We start from the raw sequence: 24,136 nt of genomic DNA, 5'->3' as shown, positions 1-24,136 counted from the left end.
TGGGCCTGAAATATCCAGCTGAACCGCTTCATTTTCGCTAAGGCGAGCGGCAACCTGCCTGTAACGGGTGTCCAGTTGAAGACCAAGAGATTTTATTGCGTCCTGTGGATTTGTCGGATGCCCCAGAGAACGATAAACTTTTATCCTGTTTGCCTGCCAGTCTGCGCCCTGTAATAATTTTTCGCGGGGATCTCCCCACCGGTTACTGCCGGTAACGTAGACATCCCGCCGTCTCAGGCTGTCCTGCAGTTTACTGAGAAAGCACAGCGTGTATCCCCTTCGGGTTATATGTTTTTCCTTATTAATCACCAGTCGTTTCCATGGCCGGCTGATGATTTCCGTTGGTGCGTCGTCAAAATACTGCCGTCGTGAACTGAACTCGCGGCTGAGGTAATCACAGGCATTCAGAGTGGTGCTCCCTGCGGGAGCTGCTGAAAATTTGACGGTATTCAGTAGATGGGGCAGGAAACGACGAACCCGCCCGTACTGCTCCACCATTTCATCATGAAAGTTATCGTCTGAGGGGCGGGCAATTTCACGGACAAGCGCGATGATATCGGCCAGTTTTTGCCTGGGGATGTGGCTGAATACCTCAGTCCGGATTAATTCGTCCGGCGTTTCTTCTTTCAGCAGATACGAACACGCGCTGGCTAGCGCCAGTGCTGATTTATCCAGATCCTTCAGAGATCGGAGCCGTTTTTTCTGCCCAATCTTTCTGGCGTCACGGATAATGACAGCCAGCATGGCATCCAGAACGTCCAGTGCATCATCCAGCGCCAGCGTTTCCCATGCAAGGACAAAGGCAACCAGTATCGCTGTCCTTTTCTGCGGAGCCATTCTGGCGATATTGAACACCGAAGTCATTCCCGCATAACGAGCAAGATTTTTCAGACGTACAGCCGGGATCGCACTCAGATTATCAGTATGAAGTCCAAAATCGCTCAGCATTTTCCAGCGTTCAATTGCCTCATTAAACGCCGGGCCGCTGATGGTCACCGGGCCTTTTTTCAGTGATTCCAGCAAAGACAGGCGGCCGGAATCAGCGGGGCCCAGCAGCGTCTCCAGTTGTGAAAGCTGCATGGCAGACGGTATCATTGCCAGCCTGTTCCACAGGCGCAGCGTTGCCTTTTCCCTTACCTCTGAAATCAGTCGGGTCAGCGTGGTGGCTCCGGGGAGAATAATTCTGTGCTGCATCAGCCACCCTGTCGCCAGGTCGAAAAGCAGGCCGGGACGTTCGTTGCTTATCCAGCTCCGGGTATATAAAAGACGGGTAAGACGAAAAGTCCAGGGCCAGGCAAATTCGCGATAATCATAATGCTGACGTATCAGTGCGGCGTGCTCACGACGGGTATTTTCTCTTTGGCCGTATTCTGCCAGCACGGTGATATCATGGATGGCGAGCTGTCTGGCAATAAAATGCCGGACATCGGAAGGAATATGATTCATATCGGTGAGAAAGGTGCCCAGAAAACGGACGCATCCAATTTGCAGGGCAATGCCCAGACGGTTGTGATCACCTCTACTTTTTCCGATAAATTCCTTGTCTGCTTCATCAAGGTGAAAATATCGTGCCAGCTGAAGCTCATCCGGTTCACCGGTGAATCGGCCATAGCTTTCAGTCTGTTCAGTGGTCAGAAAATCGACGGGCATACCAGCCTCCCTGCCTGAGGGTTATAAGTTAACAACTCTGCAACCGTCCGAAATATTATAAATTGTCGGACATGCGAAAATCGTCTCATTTGCATGTCCGTTAAATCGATTTTTTGTTATAACAGACACCACTTGTCCGATATTTGATTTAGGATACATTTTTATGCGACTTTTTGGTTACGCCCGGGTCTCAACCAGCCAGCAGTCTCTCGATATTCAAATCAAGGCTCTTAAAGAAGCAGGGGTAAAATCCAATCGCATCTTTACCGATAAGGCATCCGGCAGTTCTGACAGCAGGGAGGGGCTGGACCTGCTGCGCATGAAGGTGGAAGAAGGTGACGTGATTCTGGTGAAGAAGCTTGACCGCCTTGGTCGCGACACCGCCGATATGATCCAGCTGATAAAAGAGTTTGATGCCCAGGGCGTGGCCGTCAGGTTTATTGATGACGGGATCAGTACCGATGGTGAAATGGGGCAAATGGTGGTGACCATCCTGTCGGCTGTTGCGCAGGCCGAACGGCGCAGGATACTGGAGCGCACCAATGAAGGCAGACAGGAAGCAAAGCTGAAAGGCATCCGGTTTGGTCGCAGGAGAACTGTAGACAGGGACTATGTGCTGTCGTTGTATCGTCAGGGAATCGGAGCTACCGGGATTTCCCGGCAACTCCGTATTGCTCGTTCCACGGTTTATAAAATTTTGGAGGATGGGAATTAATGCCTTGTAACCAGATAACAAATCCTGTTTGTTACTGCGATATGAAATACATTGACTGGACACAGCTACTTTTTAAGTAGCCATGTTAAGCCGAATATTCCATGTTGAGTTGAACTGATTGATCATAATGGTATCTAATACAGTATTCTTTATATCAGAGCCAACTCTAAGTCCGATTGCATAGTTAGTAGAATCAAGAGGCGTTTCAGTATCAATGAATTGATTAATATATTCCGTCCCTCTCTTTGTTAAAGAAGGATCAAGATTTAATTCCATTAATTGATTTCTAGGGTTTTTATCGCATATATTAACTGATTTTTCTTTAGCTTTTCCATTTTCAACCATATTATATATAGCAGTAACTGCCATGCCTAAAGAGCTGAATCGGGCATTCAGGCTATAATGTGATTTAGTATCTGCAACAGATGCCAACATGGGATTATTTTTTACATCTCTGTAAAGAGATAGTTCTTTGCTAATAATCCGAAAATCACAACTGGTATTTTTTACATTAATTACAGAGCCAGTTATCTGATTTTTAAGTATTTTTTCTAGATGTGTGTTATTGTTATGATTAATGCAATTATTAGAGAAGCTAGGGGTGGTGTTGATTCTTCCTATCATATCAAGCCCTTTATTTTATCATCATTAATTAAATGATCATACCAGTACAATGCAATAAACATCTTTCAAAAAACGATTATTTTAGTTAATTATTCATAATAAAAGTGGGTGGGCGGGTGAGTGATTATTAAGACTCATTCAATTCCTTAGCGTGAGATTTCGTTCCACTGAGCATCAGACCCCTATTAAGTGTACTTCAAGGTGAGTTGTGAAAGAAGGGGGAAGCTCAGGCTGCATATCATCAGCGTATATACCCGTGGCGACGCGCATGATTCAGCACAGCCCCAGAAAAGAAGATAAGCTTCTTTGTTGTGATAGCCCACAATATCCAGGTAGTGAAAGCCATTAAATGAAAAGCCCGCTTTATCGGGCTTATCATATAAAATTTTCTAAGAACGCTTTATAGCCGCTCTTAGGCAGGTAACCGCTTTAAGCGGTCGGAGAAGTCGCCTGGCTGCAATGAAATGTCTGAGGATGGGAACCAGACATAACCTGTTTAAATATAGAAGAAAATAAAATTATTTTATATGACGACATGTCCCGGAGGACTAATCATCTCCAGAAAAGTCCTTGCCTGTTCCTCATCCCAGGTTCCGGAACCTGTGGAGGCAACTGGTGTAAAGTATTTATCCATGATAATACTTTGATCGTTAAACTTCTCGCCGTTTTCAATTAGTGCATGCACACTTTCTTTATGCCCTTCGACTCTTGCGGCCAATTCTCTCGACAAGTGAAGCGATCCCGCCGTTTGTGAAACCAGTCTGAAGTGCTCCTCAGGATTATCCGTTTGTGAGTTCACTTTATAGATCGTATCTTTGACTTCATTAAAATTACTTAAGCTTTTTTTATTTATTTCCTTCAAAAGATTATTGTCCTTGTGCGTTGCCAGAGTACTAGAATGAACGCCTTCTTCTTTTCCCCACTTCAAAAAAGTCACAGGTCCAGCAGTGAGTATTTGATTTTTATCAACGACTATAGTCTCAGGGAGAGAGCTGACTGGATTGTTGTCTACATCATTCCAAACCCCGCCTTCAGATGCCAGAAGTTCTGTTTTAATTATATCAGCGCCAGAGGCTAAATGAGGCCTTGGACCAAGCCGCGATGCATCAAACTGCACACATCTTTCAGATGCGCGAAAATTCTGGTACCAGCCTTCTTTCTCCATATCTAAAACTTTAACACCAATGAGATTATTATTAAATACAGATAAATCTTTTTTGTTTTCAGACAAAACATGCAATTGAACATCATATTTCGGATTCATTTTCGCTGTTTTATTGAGATTGCCTGCGTGCTTCAGGAATGCGTTTGGAGCACCCTGCCAGAAATGATGAATTACATTGGGGACACGGAGTTTTAATGGGCTATTAGAGACCCCGCGAATTTCATTCGGAAATGAACCATTTCCATTCGGATTGCTATTGACATCCTTTAAATAATGCGCAAATAACAACTTGTGACAAATATGGCCAGTCTTCATAACATTCACACCTCGTTTCAAATTATTTATTTTAGACTGAAGTGGGATGTAAATCCTGATTAGAAAATGATGATAGAAATGATTAATCTTAATGAAAAAATCCATTTCCCATTTATATAAAATAAACCCTTATTTGATAACTAATATCAATAATACATTTCACTAAGGAGTTGGTGCTCTTAATTCTGCCTCTAACGTGAATTTTATACATTACTAAATAATCAAAACACGTAGGTCAACAGCATCCCGATAATGCATTGACACTTAGAAGGGCGTCAAAGAGAGTCATTATCGGTGGCCAGGCTGGCTTGAACGTATCAATGCGCAGGGACTTATAAGGTCCATGTCGCGCAAAGGTTTCTCATCGGATAACGCTGCGTGCGAAGTCTTTTTCGGGCGGTTCGAAAATGAAATGTACTACGGCAGAAACTGGACAGGCACAACGCTGGAAGATTTTATGTGCTTCCTGAACAGGGTATATACGCTGATATAACGAGGAGCGTATTAAAATCTCAACAGGTGCAATCAGTCCGATGAAGTGCCGGCAGTATCTGAGGACCTCAAAATAAGCAGTCCAACAAAATATCCGCATCTCCGAGGCGGACATCTGAATTTAGACGTTAATTGTGAACGCAACACCCTGTAAGGTCGCTACGTTCACACATTTTTATTTTTAATTAATAGGGCAGGGGCTGCACCTTGTCATCCTTCGTGACTTCCTCTAACGTGACATGGTAAATATTCGACGCTACTTTGGATACGGTTGTAACTTTAAAATTCGCCAGCGGGGAATACAGCCTTTCGCCCTTATTATTTTCAAATGACAGGCCACCTGGGATGGATAACACGTTGCTACTATTGCCTTTCACCTTGAATATAACTTTTTCATCATCCGGGCTACAATTTGCAAAATAGCTGGCAACATTTATATCTATGGATGTGGAGAAGAATTGCCCAAGGTTGTAAACGGTTTCTGTTTTGTTCTGTTTATCGGCGTTAAATTGTGAAATTAACTTATTGATCCCACTCGGGGTAATTCCTTGCCCGCGGTAAGTTGTAATATTTTTTTTTGTCGGGGTATACCATGCTTTAGCGCCGGTTTTCACAAGTTCGCTCAGATTGCTACAGTTTGCTTTGATAGTGGATTCAAAAACCTTATTACCACGGGTAAAAATCTTATAACCATGAACCCTGCGGTATTCTTCAACGACTTTATTGCCGCTCGCTTTGCCCCCTGAGGGAGCGCCGCTAAACTGATGGCGAGCCTCAATATTGATCGCATTGCATCCCGCATTGCTTTGATATATAATTGAAAAATTATCTCGATTTTTTTGATTTATTTCATCAGCTTTTTTCGCATCGATTTCAATTTTAGCAAGTTTGTCTATTTTTTCCTCTATGCGATATTTTCTCTCCTCGATATTGTCAATTTTCTTATCATATCCAGCGACCTCTTTTTTTAGCTCATTAACCTTACTCATGGCGCTATCAATTTTTGACTGTAACTTATTTATCGCCATTCCGGCAGATACTGTACTCCCTTCAGCATTGACCTTTTTGACTGCGGCTTCGCGCTCTGCCTGATAACGATTACCGTGAAAAGTATTTTTTAAAAAATTACTGGCCTGACCGTATTTAAAGTGATCATTTTTCAGACGTACAGAGACATTTTCACCATGTTTTGCTGAGACTGACTGAAGACTTTTAAGTAATGACTCATTGCCAGAAATATTCTTTTTATGTGCGGCAATAGATTTGTTTAGTTCGGTTACGCAATTTTTAATGCCTGAGATTTTTTTCGATAGGTTGTTTCTAGACTTGCTTAATTCGATTCGCTTTTGCCGTATGTGATTCATAGGCACTACGGTATTACTTCTAATAGAATTTATAGGCATTTACTTCCCTCATTGTTGAGCACATAAATATTGTTAACAATTAAGTTTGCTAAAACTTAGCATTATTGTAAATTTCATGATTGATGGCTTTCAAGAAACGATTTTAGTCACAAATAACAGGCATCAGTAAGTAGCTGAGAGGATATATTGGATAAGCAGGTCATTCGAACAGCAACTTACAGTTTTTCCCTTTCGGTAGACTTAGTACCGTAAGGTTCCCCATCAACAAAATATAGAGGCCTTTTATCGCCGCTTATATGGAAGAGCGCCGGAGGATGATGGGGTTCACATCATCGCTATCGGCGGAACGAGCTTCCGTCGTTATCTTGAACTTGCTCGTCTTCTGGAAAATCGAGTTGCTGCGCTTCGCGACAATGACGGCAACTATCAGCAAAACTGCGCTGAATGCTATGCTGACGTGCTTTGTTCACGCACCCGTGTATTTGCTGACTGCGACAACATCCGGTCTACATTTGAAATCAGCCTGTATCAGGATAATACCGGCCTGTGTGATTCGCTTTTCCACGGGACCCGACGCACACTCACTGTGCAGGATTACATGCTAGCGATTAAGGCAGAAGCGGCATTCCGGCTGCTACAGCAACACGCCGAAGAACTGGCAGTACCTGATTATATTCAGGAGGCACTGGCATGGATAAGAGAGTGGTATTTGCGGTTGCCGGTTCCGGCAAAACCACGCTGCTGATACGGCGGTTAAGGGAGGACCGGCGGACACTAATCCGTAAATAATGAAGCTCATCTGAGAACGCAGATTATCAACCGCTTTGGCTTTCTCCCGGATGGGATCCGGGTGATGACCTGGTTTGAGTTCCTGCACGGTTTTTGTTTCCGGCCTTTTCTGCAGCAGCAGCTGACGTCTCGTGGCCTGAGTTTCGCCCAGCCCCCTCCCAGAGTTCCGCGCACGAATGCCCTGCATTATCAGGATCCCGCAGGGCGACTGTATCATCGGCGGCTCGCACATCTGCTAACCGCCAGGGGGCATCTTCCGGATATCCGAACCCGGCTTGCCCGTTATTACGATGAGCTGTTCGTCGATGAAGTCCAGGACTTTGCCGGACATGACTTTAATTTTCTACTGGAGCTCTGCCGCGCCGAGATATCAGTTTTATGTTGCGGCGATTTTTATCAACATACCTTTGACACAAGCCACGATGGAAACGTCAATTCAACGCTGCATGATGACATTACCCGGTACGAGGCTCGCTTCAGGACAGCGGGTATCATGGTGGATCGTGAGACTCTCAGCCGGACATGGCGTTGTTCGGCTACCGTGTGCGAATTCATCACCGGACAACTGAACATCCGTATCGCTGCCCACGGGACACATACCACCCTGATTGAAACGATCACGGATGCAGAGCGCGCAGTCGGCCTGCACGCGGACAACACGGTGATAAAGCTCTTCTATCGGGAACATCTCCGTTACGGCTGTCACTCTCTGAACTGGGGCGTCAGTAAAGGACTCGACCACTTTCATGATGTCTGCATCGTGATGAGACCAGACCACTGGAAGCGTCTCATACGCCAGGAACTCGCGGTACTTCCCCCGTCGTCCCGTAACAGGCTGTACGTGGCATGCTCACGGGAACATCTATTTTATTCCGGAAAGCCATCTGCGCAGGTTCAGAAAATGAATCAGCTGCTTCTCAGTAGGGCACAATCCAGTAAAAAAGCTATACGGTCAACGACGAAACTGCAGGTATGAAACGCGGCTCCGGTTTTGCCTTATTCCCGAACCGCGATAACCAAGGGGAGGTCGGTGAAAGTCACATTTAATCCTAACCTCATGCGCTTCAGCGGTGCATGGATTTACTGCGTATCCAATAACGCTCGCCGCAGGTCATGACCGAGCCTGCTCGCGAATGACCGAGGAAGCGAAACGTCACCCGCATCTGCATTTTCTGCTTACGCCCGGTTCTTACCCGCAGGAAGGTCTTATGCACACTGTCCACAGGGCTAAATTTTAAATGGTTTTTCAGTATTTTATGTTTTTTAGGCTTTTTAGCGCACGGCCGGGCCTTGGTGTGCGCGGCCTGAACCGGATCCGTAATGGGATCCTGCATAACTCTGCATGGGGGACTGGGCAACTTTCCGTGGGATCGGAAGCATCTTCAGATGGGAAATGCATCAACACGCTGTGGGAATGACATCAAGTTAAATAATTATTTATTCACATGTTGATAAGTGCGGGATGAGGAGTTGCAATTTTCTCTCCTGATGCGAATATGGGTAATTATTTTTTTACCCACAAAGGCTTTGGATGAGCACTATCTCACTGAAAAGTTTTAAAAAAAAGGTAAGCATCAAGCAATCCAATGAGCTTACGGAAGCAGCCTATTACCTTCCTCTTCAGGCAAAGCGCGTACTGTGGCTGTGCCTGATGCAGGCCTATTTCAGCGAGGCTTCCGAAGACCTTGAGTCTGATGTATTGCCCCTCTTCAGCGTAAGCGTCTCCAACTACGTAAAGTATTTTAACGTGGCTACCGCGGTGGCCAGCCGGGATGTGAAGGCCGGCGTGAAGGCGCTGGGTGAGTCCACCGTGACGTTTTATCCGCGGGACGGGGAGTTTGAGCAGGTTACACGTCCGTGGCTTTCTGAGGCGGGCATGAAGCGTGGCAGGGGCTCATGGCAGATCGAGTTTAACTACAAGGTGATGCCTTTCCTGGTGGGCCTGTCCTCTCAGTTCACTACGTATTCCCTCTATGACTGTGGCCAGCTCAACAGCGTGAAGGTCATCCGCCTTTATGAAAGCCTGTGCCAGTTCCGCAGCACCGGTACGTGGGTAACGGATCATGAGTGGCTCTGTGAGCGTTTTATGCTCCCGGACTCGCAGCGGTCGAATAAAGCGGAGATGAAGCGAACCTTCCTTGAGCCTGCTATCAAAAAAATCAACGAGAAGACACCGTTACGGGTCAGCTACCGCACCCAGGACGACGGCCGGCTGCTGTTCAGCGTAATGGATAAGCCGCTGGCCATCAGCTGACGGGCTGCGGCATCGCAAAGTTGACCTTTTTCCCATACGGTTCTGAAGTTGATGTGTTTCCCACAGTGGCTCTGCCCAGAACTTGATGTGTTTCCCATACGGGCCTGACGCTCCCCCCTGAAAACATGACCTTTTTCCCACAGGTTGCTGACTCCGGACAGGATTTCCTGCGTACGCACGACTAAACCTGACCTGTTTCCCACACCGCCAGTCCGCGTCTTCGCACCTGCAGCGAAACAAAGTTGATGTATTTCCCACAATCAGCAACCCACACAGCACGCTCCGGAACAACCGTGATGTCTTTCCCACATGCTTACCGGGCGGGATTTAAGGCCACGGTTGATCGCCGGCAACATGATGTCTTTCCCATAACACCCTCACTGAAACATGACCTGTTTCCCATACGGGGTGCCAGAACACCCTGCCGGCAACCTGATTTCACCGCGTCTTCTGTGGGCCGCGCCGTGATGTGCCGCGCGGCCGGCAGCGTTACTGTGGCGTTAAGCGTGTGGCCGGTCGGGCAGCACCTTCTCTCCGGCGGTACAGATTAAGGACCGGCAGTCTGAATTCACTGCGTGCCCCTGCGCGGTATCATCACGGTAGGTGGCCGCCCCCACTGTACGTTAACCAAAAGGCATCCACGACCTGGATGCTCCCCGGGTGCAGGAGAGGATGCCGTCGCGCCGCATTGCCTCAGGTACCGCCATGACGTCCTCTGGTGGCCACGCCTTGGGGAACCAGCATATGGAACAGATTTTATTCGCGTACCGCGTGGCAAGCACTTCCCGACAGCGTGCCAGAATAGCCGACCGGAGTTCAGAATGATCCATCATCTCGTCCATTAAAATTACAAAAATGGTCAGACAGGTATGCCGACCCCGTGGAGTGATCATTCTGCGGAAAGTACCTTAGCCTGAGGGAACGATTTTTCTTTTCTCCGGGACAGAGGCCGTGAAGAGCCCATACGGCATTACGGGGAGCGCTCACTTCTGCTCACGAAACGCGGGCAGAAGAAGCCGTGAGGCCTCGCCCGAATCCATCGAGAACCGCACGCCAAGCTGGCGGGTCACGTCCAGCGCGAACACCCGCGTGTACCACTCCGTCGACTTGGCGTCCTTGTGGCCCATCAGCGTCTGGATCACCTTCTGCGGCACCTGGTGCTGCACTAAATGCATCGCAAACGAGTCCCTGAACGTCTTCGGCGTCACCGGGCGGATGGAGAAGGTGACGCCGTCACGCGCCGCCGCCGCCACGGCCTTGCTTATCCAGCTGCGCGCCGTGTCCTCGCTGCTGATCTCCCACAGCCGGCTGGCGGCCGGCAGCTGCGCCGTCGCAAACCACTCCCTCAGGCGCTGCACGAACCCCGGATCGGTGAGCGGCACCGCGCGCGGCGGGTTCTCCTGAATTTCTTTCTCCGCGTCGCGCTCCGCCTGCTGCTCCTCCTTCGTCGGGCGGCCGCGTCGGCGACTGCGGTTTCTTGCGGCCTCTTCCAGCCCGCGCTGCTTCAGCGTGCGCAGCACCACGAACGGTGACGATAGCGGGGCGCCGTTCAGCGGGTCATCGAGCGCGAAGTCGCCGCGGGTCAGCGGCAGGATCTCGTTGAGCCGCCCGCCGGTGTTCCACAGCGCGTCGATGAACAGCCGCTTGCGGAGATCGGTCACCTTTGACAGCAGCACGGCCACCTCGGGCGCCAGCAGGTAGCGGGGCATGTCGGTGCCGTACGCGGCGGCGAGGTTGCGCAGCGCCACGGCGCTTTCGTAGTCAAAGTAGCGCGCGGCGCCGGCATCGCCTGAAAAGTGACCGGCGGCGTCGCTGCGTGAAATCTGCGTCAGTTCACGGGGTAAAGTGCCCAAACTTTCAGTCTCCGTTGTCTGGCGGTGTGGAGCGTATTTTCTCCTGTCTGTCCAGCGAAAACCACGGGAATAAATCGATCCTCTGTGGATCCGTTCCGGATCGGTTTTCCGGCTTTTTTCCCGTATAGGTGTAGCGACCTGCGTTTATAAATTCACAAACCTGCATTTACCCCTGATTCTCAGCCCACATTAGCTGCAACCAGCGTGGGCCCCAAACCCACAATACCTGCAAATGAACCTGCATTTATCCGCACCGACCTGCATTTCATTTTGGCGAACCCACAATCACTGAAAATGAAAACCAGATGCGATGGTTGCGCATATATGCAAAAAGCCCGCAATTTTCATCGCGGGCTTTTTGCAGTTATTGCCGGGTCTATCTGGTATCACCGTCAATATGTTTGGTGGAGCTGGCGGGAGTTGAACCCGCGTCCGAAATTAATACACCGTTGGCACTACATGCTTAGTCCTGTCTTTACATTCGCCTGCCAGCTGCGGACGGACACGCCACTGACAAACTAGCCTGATTGGATTTAACGCTTCAACCCCAGGCAGGATATCCACGCGATCTCTTTTGGGTTTGACCTCTCTTTATCCCCGTCCTAAGAGCGGAGGCTGGGGAGAGAGGACACCTTCAGTTTCTTAGGCTGATTAAGCTGCGAAAGCAGCAGGTGCTAATTGGTCGTCGTTTGCGACTATTTTTTTTGCGGCTTTTTACGAGGCAAACCGCCCCTCGGCATGCTCCTAAGGCTTCATAATCCCGTCGAATCCAGAATCAGCCCCCTGAGATCCCACACTGACGCAGTGGGTTCGGATGTTCCGGTAATCAGACTCATCACAGTCCGGTCGATTAGGATTCGGGGACGACACACACCCTACAGTTCGCTTAACTGTTCTGGCTTTATGAAACAAAGCACGACAGAAGCGGCAACTGACGAAAACTACTTCCCCTATAAAATACCATAACAATGCAACTGAAAACAATCGGAGAAACCAGTCGTGCCCCGTTCCAGTAAACGACCGTTTTATGGGCACTATCCTGTGACGTTCACTATCGGTCTGCAATCCGCATGGCTGGATTACACTTTCTCATTCCACCTATCATTTTCCATCTATACTCAAATTTCGTGACTTACTGGAAGACATATCATGCTTATCGGATACGCGCGGGTCTCCACTGACGATCAACACCTCGATCTGCAGCGTGATGCGCTGACGCAGGTCGGGTGCGAGCGTATTTATGAAGACACGGTGAGTGGAGCCCAGGCTGAACGTGAAGGGTTGGCCAGGCTGATTAATGCTCTGCGTCCCGGTGATACTGTGGTCGTCTGGCGGCTGGATCGTCTGGGACGTTCATTGAAAAATTTATTGCAACTGGTTGAGCGGCTGGACGGATTGTGTGTCGGGCTACGCAGTCTGCAGGAAAGCATTGATACCACCTCCAGCGGTGGTCGTCTGGTCTTCCATCTCTTTGGGGCGCTGGCCGAGTTTGAACGCAACCTGGTGCGTGAACGTACACAGGCGGGATTATCAGCGGCTCGTCAGCGTGGTCGTCAGGGAGGGAGAACCGCGCTGCTCAGTCCGACAAAAAAAGCGCTGGCGCTGAAGTTACATCAGGAACGCAATCATACCATTGAGGAAATCTGCAACATGATGGGGATCTCCAAATCAACGTTATATAACTATCTGAGCAAGGCCGGTAAAGATGCCACCGGGATGGCGTAAGAGCATTCCTGCTGAAGCATTATTACAGTTGCGCCAGCGACTGGAGCGTTTGTCGCCTAAAAACCCGGAGCGGGCATTACAGATTGCGGCGATGTCACAACTATATGGCGTGTCAGCCACCTCGGTATATCGGGCGCTTAATGACCTGCTGAAGCCCCATACCATTCACCGGATTGATCATGGTCAACCACGAATACTCCCACGTCAGGAGATGGAGCGGTACTGTGAGCTGGTTGCTGCGCTCAAGTTTCGCACTACCAACAAAAAGGGTCGTCACCTCTCGACCCGTCGGGCTATTGAGTTGCTGGAAGACTATGGTGTTGATACCGAACAGGGGCATATTCAGGCACCTAAAGGGGTTTTAACCCGCAGTACTGTTAATCGCTATCTCTCCGGCTGGCATCTGGATCAACCCCGGTTACATCGCCCACCACCGGCCGTACGCTTCCAGGCTGAATGCAGCAATGACTGCTGGCAGTTTGATATGTCGCCGTCCGATCTGAAGCACATTGATGTACCAGAATGGATCGATCCAGAAAAGGGCGAACCCACCCTGATGCTGTTCAGCGTTGTTGATGACCGCAGTGGCGTCGCCTACCAGGAGTACCACTGTGTCTATGGTGAGGATGCCGGGGCGGCTCTGCGTTTTCTCTATGCCGCAATGGCGCCTAAACCTGATCCCGGGCTCCCGCTACAGGGAAGACCTAAAATGCTTTACCTCGACAACGGCCCGGTGGCCAAAAGCCGGGTTTTCCAGGACGTCATGCTGGCGCTGGGTGTGGACTGGTTGACTCATCTGCCCGCCGGGAAAGATGGCGAACGGGTGACAGCTCGCTCGAAAGGTAAGGTGGAGCGTCCTTTTCGAACCGTCAAAGAAGCACACGAAACATTGTACCATTTTCACAAACCGAAACCGAACAGCAGGCCAATGAGTGGCTGTTACGCTATCTGCTTCACTACAATGACCAGCCACACCGTTCACAGCCGCATTCACGTCTGGAAGACTGGCTGACCCGCCTCCCTCCGGAGGGGATACGTGAAATGTGCAGCTGGGAACATTTCTGCCGCTTTGCCCGGGAGCCTGAGCGCCGCAAGGTGGGCATTGATGCCCGAATAACGGTGGAGGGAACGGCTTATGAAGTCGATCCTGATCTGGCGGGTGAGAGCGTACTGTTGCTGTGGGGGTTGTTTGATAACGAACTGCATATTGAATTTGAAGGCGAACGAACTGGTCCATATTACCCGATATCTGGCCCGATCCCCCTGAACCGATATCGCGCCTTCAGAAAAGGGGCTATCAGCCAGAAGGCAGAGCGGATCAGGAACCTGGCACAACAGCTCAGTCTGCCCATCGCTGCGCTGACGGGCGAGAATATCGCATTAATTTCTCAGCCCGTCCCTCACGATATCCCCAGACAGTCATTTCCGGCGACGGCTGAAGACAGCTATGCCAGCATCATTGCGGCCAAACTGGCGATTGCCGGAGAACTGGCCACACCGCTGGCAAAGCTGCAACTGGCGGACAGGCAGTTTATCGACCAGTTACTTGGGGAAACGCTCATACGTCGGATAGTGCTGGACCGCGTACGGGAGTATTTTCGTAAACAAAAAAAGGAAGGCGATCATGCGAGTTGAGGTCATGCAATATTACGGTCTGACAAATCCACTGGCTCAGGCCGGATACTACGAGACTGAAACCCATAAACAGCTGACGAAAGATATCAGGGCAGCCGTTCTGGAAGGACGACTGATTGCCCTTTGTGGGGTTGTCGGTTGCGGGAAAACAGTGACGCTACGACGACTTCAGCAAATTTTACGGGAAGAAAACCGCGTCACCGTTGCCAAATCGCTGTCGGTGGAGAAAAGCAGCATCAAACTGGCCACGCTGATTTCTGCATTGTTTTACGATCTGGTGCAGGATAAGGCGGTCCAGATCCCGAAACAAGGCGAGCGGCGTGAGCGTGAATTACAGGAACTGGTGAAAAAAGGAAAAAGACCGGTTGCGTTATTTGTGGATGAAGCCCATGACCTCAACGGCCATACGCTTATCGGGCTGAAGCGTCTGATGGAGGTGGTGGAAGACGGCGGTGGCAGGTTATCAGTGATACTGGCTGGTCATCCGAAACTACGCAACGATCTGCGCAGGCCAACAATGGAGGAAATCGGTTACCGCACAGAAATTTTTACCCTTGACGGCATTGCCGGCAGTCAGCGGGAATATATTCAGTGGCTGCTTACGGTCTGTTCAGCACAGGAGGAAGGGGACACGCCCATTCTGACGGAAGAAGCCATCGACCTTCTGGCGACAAAACTACGCACGCCATTGCAGGTACAACAACATATTACCCTGGCCCTTGAAGCAGGCTATCTTACCGGAGAGCGCCCAATCACTGCCGAGCTTGTTGACAGCATACTGTCACGTAAACTTGATGACCTGGAGCCAACACTCACGCGTCATGGCTATCGTCTGAAAGATATGGTCGAGCAGTTTGATGCCAAACCGACAGAAATCAGGGCGCTGTTCAATCACCAGTTGGACCCGACGCGTACAGCCGAACTACGGGATCGTATTTTGGCCGCGGGTTTACCTATTTAATCCTTTATTTTCAGAATCATGAGTCTCCTACTATGGAGGCTGTGGCTCCGTTTTTTCATTTTCAGCTAATGTGGGCCGGAGAAAATGAAATGCAGGTCGGTGCGGATAAATGCAGGTTCATTTGCAGGTATTGTGGGTTTGGGGGCCACGCTGGTTGCAGCTAATGTGGGCTGAGAATCAGGGGTAAATGCAGGTTTGTGAATTTATAAACGCAGGTCGCTACACATACCCCTCTATAACAGCCACAGCACTTTAAAAAATCAAATGTCCACACTATGTCAGTCGGCCTCAGTAAACATGACATGCCCTCATCAATCTTAAATCCGTTATGTTGGCAACCGGTATACCAGGTGACGATTCGATGATTTAATCTTAACAACAGTGGTATGTTCCAGGAGGATAAGAAAGATGCAGTTCTATATCCAACCATTGACGGATTATCATACGACCGTTAATGGCCTCTCTGTTGTCCACCCACTCACTTAAGGAGATAATAAGATCACTTTAAGGAAGTAAATGACAAAGCACCAACATATCATCCATATCAATAAATCGTAAAATCAATGACATAAGAACATCATCCTGACAAGACAGGCGATGACAATAACAAAATAAAAAAAGGTATTCACTTTCATGTAAGGCTGACTATAGTCTTTCAGAGCCGCTGACTAAGGTTAACACTTTCATGAATCTCCCCATTAAAGTCACCATAAAGGGAGAAAAGGTATTTACTTTCATGCGCAAACAGGCCGCCCCCTCTCAATCTTCATGAAAGCAGATACCTTTTACTACCTCCTCCATGTGAGTAACGTACCTCAGCAGAAAATTGACCTAGCAGAGCCGCTACTTCATGAAAGTAGATAACTTACTCAGCAGTCAATGCCTGAAGTTTTGGTGAACGACCGTGCATAATAAACATAATCTCACGCCCTTTTTTTATCTCGGTGTAATCGAGATAGCCAATCTTTGCCAAATCAGCCAATGCACGCCGGATGATGGAGTTCTGCAATTTAATCGGAGACTCCATAGCAAGCCGTTCACGCAGACGTTTCATCGAGATATAGAGTGTGCCGGCAGGCATGCTTTCTAAGTAAATATACAGCGACTGAGCCGTTTCTTTACGGGATAGTTCAGACAAGGCTTTCAGTCCCAGCAGAACTTTGTGATCGTAGCGGTAGAGCTCCCACAGGCTAGGATCCCCCACAATCTCAACGGTATCGGTATGCATATTCATAGCTGCACGCTGCACCAGATGGGTCACCATTGATTTTTTACCGTCTTTACTGGTAAAGGCAAGGGTAACGCTTGCAACGTTAAACAGAGAGTCGTGCAGGCGCTTACGAGAGCGATTATTGAGATCCGCAGATTTGATCCCGCACATTTTTGCAAACTCAGTAAACGGAAGCGTGATTTTTTCGCTGCCATAACCGTAATTTGAGAAAGCTGAGATGATCCCCACCCATGTTTTAAAATCCGTAGACATACTCAGCTTTGCCCCATGGATCTTAATGTTTGTATAGCCTTCCTGTCTTGCGACCTCAAGGCTTGATAGCTCTTCTGTTGCATCAATAAGAAAATCACGCTTGCCCTTGTCTTTAGGTGCAACAGGGGTAAATACGCTCAAACGGAGTAAAGCGACGGGTTGAACCGTTTTATTGCCATTAGGGATCAGTTGATAAGCTGTGCCATTATCTCGTCTGATGACAGAAAATGGATGATCCAACTCATTGCTTTCGATGTTTTTTTCCACTTATCCACACCCTGTGCTGATATTTTTCAAATTTCATGAAAGTGAATACCTATGGTACATGAAAGTGGATACCTTTTCCATGCATGTAAATACCTTTCTCATGAAAGTAAATACCGTATTCATGAAAGTGGATACCCAAAGTGCCTTTTTAACCATAAGGATCATTGGCTTGCAAGCAGGGTGATCTTTATTGATCTTATATTGATCTTCAATGAACTAAAAGAATTGAACTGTCTTGTGGATATGTGGATATCCTGATATCACTCACTTGAACCTAACAATGATCCAGTAGCACCTTTACAACATATGCGGTGAACAGCGTTATTAAGGATAGTGCACTGATCATCATGAATGATTTCACTACATTGCAGCTACGCGAATACAATGAGATCTTTTCAAAGCACACCCGATCCCTTTTACGTTACTCACTGTCAGAACGCCGTTATCACAATTCTTCGTCAAAAGGCTGCTAAGGAGAGGGAACGTCCAACAACCTTTTATTATCGCAGCTTAAATATGCCACTCTGAAGAGCGTCAAAGGACGATTGAACACACCACATATCAGGAATACATCAGACAGCGAGCACTGATTCAGAAGTAATCCGATCATATTTTCCGATTTAATCCGCCCAGTTTTGGCCGTCCGTCGAAATCAACGATCGGATTGTTGGAATCCGTGATCCTGTTATCAGAATCCCGCGCTTTTCACATCGAAAACAACGGATAACATTTTCTCCTGTAACGCATCTTCCGGAGGAGTGTCACCATGACAAGACTGAGAATGCGGATAAGTAAAATCAAAGAAGTGCTTCGTCTTAAATTTGACTGCCGCCTGCCTGAATATGGGATGCAGCACTATCTCTGACATCATCATACGCTTCAGGGGCAGCCAGCTCGCATGGCCTCTCCCGGAAGGGAGACGGAGAGTCGGCTGAGTCGCTGCTTTACTCAGTAAGATCCGCAGATACCGGCAGATGCATGCCTGACTTCCCCCATTTTCATCGGGAGCTTAAGCGTAAGGGAATGACCAAAATCCTGCTCTGGTATGAATATCAGCAGGCCGCAGGCGACAACTACCCTGGCATAGAGAAGCGCAGCATGCGCCAGCACCACGTCGCCGGTGAAAAGCTGTTCCTGTACCTCTGCGGGCCCACTCTGCCCGTGGTGAATCGCGATACCGGCGAGATCAGCCACCCTGGGCGTGTCAAACTACACCTACGTTGAAGCCTGTGGAAACCAGCGTCAGGAAAGCTGGCTGATGGCGCACGTGCGGGCGTTCGGGTTCTTCGGCGGCGTGCCGATGATACCGGTGCCCGATAATCGGAAAGCCGCCGTCACCCGGGCTAATCACTACGAACCGGTGCTGAACGAGAACTATCAGAAGCTGGCTCGTCATTACAATACGGTCATTATCCCGGCGAGACTCCGCAAGCTCCGGGATAAACCCTAAGAGGAGAAAGCCGTGCAGGTTGTTGAACGCTGGCTCCTGATGCGCCTGCGTCATGAGGTGTTCCACACGCTCGCCGCGCTTAATCTGGCGCTGCACGGGCTGCTCCGGGAACTGAACACACGCGCGTTACGACAGTTACCCGGCAGTCATCAGAGCCAGTTCGATACGCTGGATAAACCGGCGCTGAAGTCCCTGTCGCCGTATCGCTATGGATATGCGAACTTCCGTTAGGCTAAAGTCGGGCCTGACTATCACGTGCTGTACGGTCAGCACGGATACTGGGAAGAGCGTGCCTGACGGCGGGCGGGCTGTATTAAGCAGCTAGTTCTGGAGCTGCATAACATCAGCCATGTTCCTGCTGGCGCAAGAAATGTCGCCACCATGGCAACACTGAGAGACTTCAGCATGGGACGATGGCTTGCCAGCAGGCTCATGGAGGAGCTGGGTTGGGTGAGTTGTCAACAATCGCTCACCAATATAAATGCGGCGGTAATGAACACACCACGTTCCCGAATTAACCTGAGCGGCAATTTGCAGTAACAGAGCCTAATCAGGTGTGGTGCGGCGGCGCGACATATCTCTGGACAAGCAAGCGCTGGGCTTACCTCGCCGTAGTTCCCGATCTGTTTACAGTGAACCGGTGGGATGGGCAATGTCGTTCTCACCGGATAGCCGACTGACCATCAAGGCGCTGGATAAGGTGTGGGAAAGTCGCGGTGACATTGTATGGTGAGACACACCGAACTCCAGTGCAATTCCGTTGCAATGAAAGTTTGTAGGCTTACCGACTGTGGCAACGCAATCTACGGGACTGCAGGGTTCGTGCAGGCAAGCTACTGTATATTGAGGTTATTTATGTCAGTAAGAATGTAAACCTGACGTTAAATACCACTCTGATTGACGACACCTCATCACCTTTGAATCGGGAATGACACAGAACCTGATTACTTGTTGCGAGCCAGTGGCCTCGGTGGAAAAACAGTAAGCTGCATTGTGGTTATCTGCGACAGACTCATGAAAGTAAATACTTTGAAAGTTACGCTGTCTGCTATCCCACGGTTTGCGTATAATACTCCTGCATATACCGATAATTCCGGCGATTTCGATCACGCTTTCCACGCCGGTTTTTTTATTAAGTTTTTAATCCGTCTGATCGGTTTGCGCATCGACTCTTCATTCAGTTCTACACGATGTCCGTTGTGAAGAAGGCGATCCAGTAGCACATCCGCCACCCTCGGATTGCTCACCAATTTGTACCACTCACTCACCGGCAGCTGGCTGATGATCACCGTGCTTCCTCTCTGATAACGGTCTTCCATCACTTCCAGAAGATCGTATGCCTGCCGGGTGTTTAGCTTCTCAAGCCTCTAATCGTCCAGGATTAGCAGCGCCTTGGCTTACTACAACAGTAAACGACCCCATAGCACCCTGGTCTATAAATCCTCCCATGGAACAGATAAAACATATCAACGCGGCTTAGAAAGTGCCCTGTTGGGCTTGACCATTACAGGATGCCGCTGCTCAACCACCCTGCGTGTGAGGGCATTGATGCCGGGCGGCTGGCGCTCACGATCGTCCAGCTTCGCCTCAAGGGCGAGTATCTGCGCTACCTGTTCGGCCAGGCGTTGCCTGAGGAGTGCGGTGTCGTCGGGAAGATTATCGTTCATGGCGTGCATGCTACCTGGTTGCCCGGCAGGCTTACAGGACTACAGCATGGTCAGTTTAGTGACCAGCCGCTTTGGCTGCCGCCAGTCTATGCCCTCTGGCGGCATGGTGAGCAGGGCGGGCGTCAGAAACACTTTGCCGTCGCGAGCCGATGGCCTGGCGAAGCGGCCGCAGAAGATCAAGACGTGACCTGACATCGGATCGTCTTTCAGCGTGGTCTGGATTTTCGCCCCCAGCCCGTTGAAGCCATTGCGCATGTCGGTGATGCCGACGACCAGCTAGATTTTTGTGCCTGCAGGCAGGTTTATCACGGGCGACATCCGCGCATCAGGGCCTGTAACATCACGTTTTGCTGCTCAGAGGACGGGTTCCGGAGAGAGATTTTACCGCCGGTAAGACGGATGACACATGTTGCGACGTTATCCGGGTGCGGTTCACTCGCAGGTAATAAACGGGCGATCTCAACAGGCATCGATAGATGAGCCACAGCCGTGACGGATTTTCTGCGCCGGGGCATTGCGATGACGGCGCGACTGAAATAAGTCCTAAAAGCCGGGCAAAAAAAATGCTGAAGTGAACACGCGCCAGATGAGAGAATGATAAATAACATAACGATGGCAGCAGCACTCCGGCCAGACTTGCCCGCCTGAAAGAGGCATAATGGTTCACCTTATCAGGTAATAGGTGCAGCTTGCAGAGTTAACCACATCTTAATATGCCCTTTCTTCATATTGGTCCTTATTAAAAATCATGTAGTTTTCTTAATTAGCCGTTGTTTCCTTATGATGAGTTCAAACGATCCCCTTCTGCTGATAAAAAGAATTTTTCCTATTTTTAACTGAGAAAACATAATGCAGAAAAGGTCATTTTTATTTTCACATATTGCTATTGCAGTTGCACTGAGTGTGTCGACCATGGCGGTTCAGAGTGCTGAAGTGACTGTCCCGGAGCTTTTGCATCCGCAAAACATTACGTCTCCGGAAGATGAGCATACGTCAGTTGTGCCAGTTGAGCTCTTTGAGTTGCTGGGAGCAGACAATGTAGCAAATTATACGGTAGAAAACCCTCATCCTGAGAGACCTCTGGCGATCAGTTTTTCACGTGTCCATCTTCCAGAGGGTGCCTACCTTCAATTGATTAGCGCAAACGCAGAGGGCGAGCAATCTCACTATTATAATCAGCCTGTTTTTTATCAAAACGATGGCGGCCAGTTTGTAACCGATCATGTTCACGGAACGACGGCAGTTATACGGCTGGTTGTTCCCGCAGGCTTTACCTCAGGGGAATACAGAGCGGAAATCGATGGTTTTAGTCAGCCATCAGTAACATCGCAACGAGCTATTATTGGAGGCAATCAGCTGGTGCGGGCAGAGTGTCTGAAAGAGAGCGAGCCAGAAATTTATGCCCATAGCCTCGCCACCAATCAGATTAAAAACGGTTCTGGCTGGAACTTGACTGGCGGACCATATGTGGTCACCAACCATCACATCGCCGGCGGGGTTGGACCTGCCTCCTATCCTGTTAAATATAACTTCTTGTCTCCAGGATGCTCAGGTTCTGCTACGCCAACGGATGTGCTGTTACTCAGAACCTCCAGGGTTATTGCATCGGGCGGGGGTGGGGCTGAAAATGACTGGTCAGTATTGCAGATGGATGAACTCGCCTATGACGAGGCGGCTATTCCCGAGTTGTTTGGCACACTCTCTTTCGATACCACCTTTACGCCGACACAGCTGGTAAACCATTCTGCCTATATTTCCGGTCATCCACAGCTTCGCCCGCGCGAGATTTCCTATCTCAACGATGACGGAAAAAAGTGCCGTGTTCTCCGAACTGTTAGCGAGGGAAAAAGTGTCAGACATAACTGTGATACGGAAGGAGGCAACTCGGGGTCGCCATTGATCTCACAAATTACCCACGGTGTTATCGCTGAACACAGTGCCGGGGCAACAACGGAAAACCATGCAGCAGGCGCTTCGCAAATTTATAATAAGATTGAATCACTTATTCCTCAGGCGAACAATCTTGCTGCCAGTGTAACGGGGGTGGGTAACGTTGTCGTGCGTGAGGCTTCTCTGGGCCCCTGGTTGCCAGCGGTTGTTACCGTACCTGCCAAAAAAGGCTCCCTGCTCAGTGCCATCAAGACAGGCCGGTTAAAGCATGAGAATGGCTACGATCTGTTTCAGGCAAATGTACGTGATACCTCAGGTAAAATTCAGACACTGAAGACACGCCTCACCCCGCAAAATAACGCGGATGATAGCCAGTCGTCCTGGAAAATTGAGGTAAGACCTGAAGACAATCCCAACATTAGCTCATCATTATTCACGGGCTGGATGGCTCTGGCTGCAGGGAACGCGGATGCTCAAACCGCGTCGCTGAATATGGTTGTGCCATTTAGCTGGAGTAATTACGATCCTTTCACCTCACCGTTCCAGTCAGGGGCTAACGTGAAAAATTACACGCTGCGTGAAAATGCACCGGTTATAACGGAGTTTTTCCAGCATAACAGTAATATTGGTTTTGTGGCGATTCATTCAGGTCAGGGCCCCATGTCACTTATTACAAACTCTACCGGCTATACGCCGTTACAGGTCCAGGTAAAAGATGAGAAGAATCGGATCCGTATTCTTAAGCTCAGGGGCACGCGTAAAACCGTCTGTCAGCCAAACCTGCGTCAGATGAATGACTATACCGGCTGCGGTACGCCTAAACCAGCCAGTCTGGAAGTGACCTATCATGCTGAAGACAACAGTACGCTTGCGGGTGGTCATTACACCGGTATCCTGCCTGTCAAAGCAACACGTGATGCCTATAACCAACCAATCCTTATCAACATTGATATCCGGCATGAAGGAAAACCCGAAGCAGAGCGTTGTATGGCAGAGGATCCCATTGCCGCACAGACTGCTACATGGTCCGGAAATAAAATCTATTACGCCGGTGACATAGTGAGCTTTAAAGGACTGATTTACACAGCAAATTACTGGACTCAAAATAATGTACCAACGGATTCAGCTGCATGGAATATGGTTAGCAACATCACGCTGCCGTGGTCCACGGCCAGTGAATATGTTGCCGGCAAAGTAAGCTATCACAATGGTTTCAGCTGGAAAGCTAAATGGTGGAGTAAAGGTGATGAACCGGGAGCAGGCGAAGTATGGGAGCCGATTGCACCTCAAACATGCGAGCTTTGAATACTTTTTTCTGCTGATATGCCAGTCAGGCGTTGTCTGTAGCGGGGGCATTAATCTCCTACAAGTAACCTGAAGCACTGTTGCTGATTGTCCGGCGTTTTTTCACGGGCTTTGCGAATTAAGTATCATCCTGTCGTAAGAAGTGGTTATCAGCAAAATTTTTAAATCAGAGTGTCCGTTACTGATTCGGCGGACACCTTTTTCGTTGAACTCGCCACATTTGGCCAGACTCTGCGTATCCGCAGGGTGAACGCGTTTTATTGAACAGGGTTTAGTACTGGTATATTCACTGTACGTTTCCAGAACAAGTTTGATAGACCCCATTGAAGTAATGTCGTATATCTTAACTCCCTCATACTCAACGTAATACGCATATAGCGCATATCATCCCATCATGAGTATGTAGAACTGACACATCAGTTTGTATTAGTACGTTAAACAAAAGCGGAATAATCTGCTTGTGGTCAAAATCTGTTGTCTGATGACATGGGTCTGAATGCAAAAGGCCTGGGTCCGGCTGATTACTGAACAC

General features: G+C 49.1%; 17 protein-coding genes, 1 other RNA gene and 6 pseudogenes. 13 read left to right on the top strand and 11 right to left on the bottom strand.

The genetic code is table 11. The features are described from left to right. The coding region (locus Q3H59_RS21130) for a Tn3 family transposase (RefSeq protein ID WP_309837030.1) at nucleotides 1–1,650 on the bottom strand (1,650 nt) is incomplete at its 3' end. Between the two features lie 163 nt (nucleotides 1,651–1,813). On the opposite strand from Q3H59_RS21130, the gene Q3H59_RS21125 reads away from it, so the two are divergent. Further along, entirely contained in the window at nucleotides 1,814–2,365 is a 552-nt protein-coding gene (locus Q3H59_RS21125; protein ID WP_309837028.1) for a recombinase family protein, read from the top strand. A 72-nt stretch (nucleotides 2,366–2,437) separates the two neighbouring features. On the opposite strand, the gene Q3H59_RS21120 is transcribed toward Q3H59_RS21125, so the two are convergent. Both Q3H59_RS21120 and Q3H59_RS21115 read right to left on the bottom strand, forming a co-directional pair. After that, the gene (locus Q3H59_RS21120; protein ID WP_309837026.1) at nucleotides 2,438–2,989 is read right to left on the bottom strand and encodes a hypothetical protein; all 552 of its coding nucleotides are present in this window, start codon (nucleotides 2,987–2,989) and stop codon (nucleotides 2,438–2,440) included. Nucleotides 2,990–3,512: 523 nt separating this feature from the next. Then, entirely contained in the window at nucleotides 3,513–4,469 is a 957-nt protein-coding gene (locus Q3H59_RS21115) for a hypothetical protein (RefSeq protein ID WP_309837024.1), read from the bottom strand. 286 nt (nucleotides 4,470–4,755) lie between these two features. On the opposite strand from Q3H59_RS21115, the pseudogene Q3H59_RS21110 reads away from it, so the two are divergent. Continuing rightward, nucleotides 4,756–5,038, top strand: a pseudogene (locus Q3H59_RS21110) (IS3 family transposase); the annotation flags it as partial. A 108-nt stretch (nucleotides 5,039–5,146) separates the two neighbouring features. On the opposite strand, the gene Q3H59_RS21105 reads toward Q3H59_RS21110, so the two are convergent. Then, the gene (locus tag Q3H59_RS21105; RefSeq protein WP_309837021.1) at nucleotides 5,147–6,364 is read right to left on the bottom strand and encodes a hypothetical protein; all 1,218 of its coding nucleotides are present in this window, start codon (nucleotides 6,362–6,364) and stop codon (nucleotides 5,147–5,149) included. 232 nt (nucleotides 6,365–6,596) lie between these two features. Here Q3H59_RS21105 and Q3H59_RS21100 point away from each other — a divergent pair. Then, nucleotides 6,597–7,070 (top strand): annotated as a pseudogene (locus Q3H59_RS21100) (ATP-dependent endonuclease); the annotation flags it as partial. After that, nucleotides 7,016–8,019: pseudogene (locus Q3H59_RS21095) on the top strand (DNA helicase UvrD). The pseudogenes Q3H59_RS21100 and Q3H59_RS21095, both read left to right, overlap by 55 nt. Nucleotides 8,020–8,178: 159 nt before the next feature. Here the strand turns inward: Q3H59_RS21095 and Q3H59_RS21090 are convergent. Then, complete coding sequence (locus Q3H59_RS21090; RefSeq protein WP_309837019.1) at nucleotides 8,179–8,448, bottom strand: hypothetical protein; 270 nt, start codon at nucleotides 8,446–8,448, stop codon at nucleotides 8,179–8,181. A 197-nt stretch (nucleotides 8,449–8,645) separates the two neighbouring features. Between Q3H59_RS21090 and Q3H59_RS21085 the strand changes: the two genes are divergently transcribed. Then, nucleotides 8,646–9,368 carry a replication initiation protein gene (locus Q3H59_RS21085; protein ID WP_309837017.1) on the top strand — a complete coding sequence of 241 codons (723 nt, stop codon included), beginning with the start codon at nucleotides 8,646–8,648 and terminating at the stop codon, nucleotides 9,366–9,368. Nucleotides 9,369–10,351: 983 nt separating this feature from the next. On the opposite strand, the gene Q3H59_RS21080 is transcribed toward Q3H59_RS21085, so the two are convergent. Next, nucleotides 10,352–11,221 (bottom strand): tyrosine-type recombinase/integrase, encoded by an 870-nt coding sequence (locus Q3H59_RS21080; RefSeq protein ID WP_309837015.1) that lies wholly within the window; start codon nucleotides 11,219–11,221, stop codon nucleotides 10,352–10,354. Nucleotides 11,222–11,623: 402 nt separating this feature from the next. Continuing rightward, nucleotides 11,624–12,004, bottom strand: a transfer-messenger RNA (tmRNA) gene (gene ssrA, locus Q3H59_RS21075). A gap of 366 nt (nucleotides 12,005–12,370) precedes the next feature. On the opposite strand from ssrA, the gene Q3H59_RS21070 reads away from it, so the two are divergent. From Q3H59_RS21070 to Q3H59_RS21060, 3 genes and pseudogenes are all read left to right on the top strand, one after another. Beyond that, the gene (locus Q3H59_RS21070; protein ID WP_309837013.1) at nucleotides 12,371–12,946 is read left to right on the top strand and encodes a recombinase family protein; all 576 of its coding nucleotides are present in this window, start codon (nucleotides 12,371–12,373) and stop codon (nucleotides 12,944–12,946) included. A 4-nt stretch (nucleotides 12,947–12,950) separates the two neighbouring features. Continuing rightward, nucleotides 12,951–14,581, top strand: a pseudogene (locus tag Q3H59_RS21065) (IS481 family transposase). Further along, nucleotides 14,571–15,542 carry an AAA family ATPase gene (locus Q3H59_RS21060; protein WP_309837011.1) on the top strand — a complete coding sequence of 324 codons (972 nt, stop codon included), beginning with the start codon at nucleotides 14,571–14,573 and terminating at the stop codon, nucleotides 15,540–15,542. The pseudogene Q3H59_RS21065 and the gene Q3H59_RS21060 overlap by 11 nt, the downstream one beginning before the upstream one ends. A gap of 865 nt (nucleotides 15,543–16,407) precedes the next feature. Here the strand turns inward: Q3H59_RS21060 and Q3H59_RS21055 are convergent. Next, the gene (locus tag Q3H59_RS21055; RefSeq protein ID WP_309837009.1) at nucleotides 16,408–17,292 is read right to left on the bottom strand and encodes a RepB family plasmid replication initiator protein; all 885 of its coding nucleotides are present in this window, start codon (nucleotides 17,290–17,292) and stop codon (nucleotides 16,408–16,410) included. Between the two features lie 1,023 nt (nucleotides 17,293–18,315). Between Q3H59_RS21055 and Q3H59_RS21050 the strand changes: the two genes are divergently transcribed. The 4 genes and pseudogenes from Q3H59_RS21050 to Q3H59_RS21035 all read left to right on the top strand — a co-directional run. After that, nucleotides 18,316–18,516 (top strand): hypothetical protein, encoded by a 201-nt coding sequence (locus Q3H59_RS21050; protein WP_309837007.1) that lies wholly within the window; start codon nucleotides 18,316–18,318, stop codon nucleotides 18,514–18,516. Beyond that, nucleotides 18,494–18,742, top strand: a complete 249-nt coding sequence (locus Q3H59_RS21045; RefSeq protein ID WP_309837005.1) for a hypothetical protein — start codon at nucleotides 18,494–18,496, stop codon at nucleotides 18,740–18,742. The genes Q3H59_RS21050 and Q3H59_RS21045 overlap by 23 nt, the downstream gene beginning before the upstream one ends. Before the next feature lie 12 nt (nucleotides 18,743–18,754). Next, nucleotides 18,755–18,973: a hypothetical protein gene (locus Q3H59_RS21040; RefSeq protein ID WP_309837003.1), complete on the top strand. Its 219-nt coding sequence runs from the start codon at nucleotides 18,755–18,757 to the stop codon at nucleotides 18,971–18,973. Nucleotides 18,974–19,034: 61 nt separating this feature from the next. Then, nucleotides 19,035–19,460: pseudogene (locus Q3H59_RS21035) on the top strand (DDE-type integrase/transposase/recombinase); the annotation flags it as partial. A gap of 388 nt (nucleotides 19,461–19,848) precedes the next feature. Here the strand turns inward: Q3H59_RS21035 and Q3H59_RS21030 are convergent. From Q3H59_RS21030 to tnpB, 3 genes and pseudogenes are all read right to left on the bottom strand, one after another. Further along, a pseudogene (locus tag Q3H59_RS21030) lies at nucleotides 19,849–20,088 on the bottom strand (ATP-binding protein); the annotation flags it as partial. A gap of 120 nt (nucleotides 20,089–20,208) precedes the next feature. Next, nucleotides 20,209–20,409, bottom strand: a complete 201-nt coding sequence (locus Q3H59_RS21025; RefSeq protein WP_309837002.1) for a hypothetical protein — start codon at nucleotides 20,407–20,409, stop codon at nucleotides 20,209–20,211. A 39-nt stretch (nucleotides 20,410–20,448) separates the two neighbouring features. Further along, complete coding sequence (gene tnpB, locus Q3H59_RS21020) at nucleotides 20,449–20,685, bottom strand: IS66 family insertion sequence element accessory protein TnpB (protein ID WP_309837041.1); 237 nt, start codon at nucleotides 20,683–20,685, stop codon at nucleotides 20,449–20,451. 573 nt (nucleotides 20,686–21,258) lie between these two features. On the opposite strand from tnpB, the gene Q3H59_RS21015 reads away from it, so the two are divergent. Beyond that, nucleotides 21,259–23,604, top strand: coding sequence for a carbohydrate-binding protein (locus Q3H59_RS21015; RefSeq protein ID WP_309837000.1), 2,346 nt, complete (start codon nucleotides 21,259–21,261; stop codon nucleotides 23,602–23,604). The last annotated feature ends 532 nt before the right edge of the window (nucleotides 23,605–24,136 follow it).

It is taken from the genome of Pantoea sp. SORGH_AS_0659 (assembly GCF_031453915.1).
GTDB classification, from domain to species: domain Bacteria; phylum Pseudomonadota; class Gammaproteobacteria; order Enterobacterales; family Enterobacteriaceae; genus Pantoea; species Pantoea leporis.
Note: the sequence above shows the minus strand (reverse complement) of the source record. Positions and strands in the feature narration are given on the sequence as shown.